This window comes from Citrobacter sp. Cpo142 (assembly GCF_030332425.1).
Lineage (GTDB): Bacteria > Pseudomonadota > Gammaproteobacteria > Enterobacterales > Enterobacteriaceae > Citrobacter > Citrobacter portucalensis.
Genome location: NZ_JAOWHW010000016.1, coordinates 1 through 1,467 on the forward strand (window position 1 = coordinate 1; position 1,467 = coordinate 1,467).

At 58.6% G+C, this 1,467-nt stretch carries 1 protein-coding gene and 2 pseudogenes; all 3 read right to left on the reverse strand.

Annotated features, from left to right (window positions below; all coding sequences use genetic code 11):
• The coding region (locus tag OGY18_RS00095; RefSeq protein WP_286551135.1) for an MbeD family mobilization/exclusion protein at positions 1 to 201 on the reverse strand (201 nt) is incomplete at its 3' end.
• A gap of 874 nt (positions 202 to 1,075) precedes the next feature.
• Positions 1,076 to 1,393: pseudogene (locus OGY18_RS27435) on the reverse strand (plasmid mobilization relaxase MbeA); the annotation flags it as partial.
• Positions 1,383 to 1,467: pseudogene (locus OGY18_RS00110) on the reverse strand (MobC family plasmid mobilization relaxosome protein); the annotation flags it as partial. The pseudogenes OGY18_RS00110 and OGY18_RS27435, both read right to left, overlap by 11 nt.

The window sequence follows — 1,467 nt, forward strand, 5'->3', positions numbered from 1 at the left end:
ACGACTCAGTTGCCCGCTCAAGCGATCCACTTGCTGACTCAAGTTTGTGACGCGCTCGCTCAGCGCCGCGTTCTCCCGTTGCATAAGACCACACATCCTCTGCCATTCCGCGAAGGCGCTCTCCCATTCGTCCAGCCTTTGCGAGTAGTCCTGCTGTAGCTGCTCTAATGCGCTCAGCAACTGTGTTTCCAGCTCGGTCATCAGCCCTCACTCCTTCACCAGCTTCACTGCGTTCCGCTTCCCGTTGTCCGCCGTCCAGCCCGTTTCGGCTTTCATTCCCTTCGGCAGCACAAGGAAACGTCCGTTGTTGTCTTCCTGGTGCGTCACGCCCCACGTCTTCGCGTTCAGCGTTGACAGCGCCGCATTCTGCTTCACAATTTCCGCCTGGTTGGACGCTATCAGACTCCCCTGGTACCACAGTACCCCGCTCAGGCTGGAAAACAGTAGCCCGGATACCATCGTGATGGTCAGCCACGTCCGCCCGACCATACGCATCACGCTCAGCCGGTTCGACTGCATCGCCTCTGTCATACCCTTCTCGTGGGCGCTGATGGCGTCGCTGATTCTCTTCGCGCTTTCGTTCAGTTCCTGCCTTACAGACCGTTCGTGCTCGCTGAATACGGTTTTCAGCATCCTTTCTGTAGATTGCTGCTGCTCTTTCGATTTCAGCTCCAGGTCCTTCGCCAGCGTTAAAAGACTGCTCATAGATGGCCCCCTTAAGTCGGATGTTTCGCCCCCCGTCCGGGTCGGCAATGCTGATACTGTTTTTTGTGGTGCGCACCACCTCAAAACCTGCGTTTTCCAGCACCTCAGTGACGTCCTGACGGTTTTTCACCTCCCCGGATGAGGCAAGGGCAAGCAAACCTCGTGTGATCGTTTCTGCGGCCTCCTGCTTCGCTTCTGGTAGCGCGGATGGTGTGACCAGCACACGCCGGTTTTCCGGCGCGTTCGGGTCGTGCAGTCCCAGCCGACCGTTAACGATGGTCTGCCAGGCATCGATGCGTGGACGGTCGGCGCGGTCGTAATACGGCTGGAGCCGCTTGCCGGTCAACAGTTCCGTGTTCGGGATCAGGAAGTTAAGCTCCAGCCGTCCCTTATCCTGATGCTCGACCCACAGTACGCTGTACTGGTCTTTATCGAGGCCGGGCATCAGAACCCGCTCAAAACTCGCCATCAGCTTTTCCCGCTGACCGGGGGGCAAATCCTGTTCGGCAAACGACAACACCCCGGAGGTATATTTTTTGGCATAGGGTGAGGCGTCAATAAGCTCACGGACTTCCTCCGGCTTGCCCTGCAGAACACTGGCACCGGTGCGCAGCCGGTCTTTTCCCAGCAGATAATCCACCGGGCCGGCACCACCGCCGCGCCCCCTGGGATGAAACTTAACGATCATCCTCAGCCCCTTTTTCCAGCACCGCGTGCCGTAGTCGCTCAAGTCCGGCATCGATGGCCATCAGCGCCGCCACA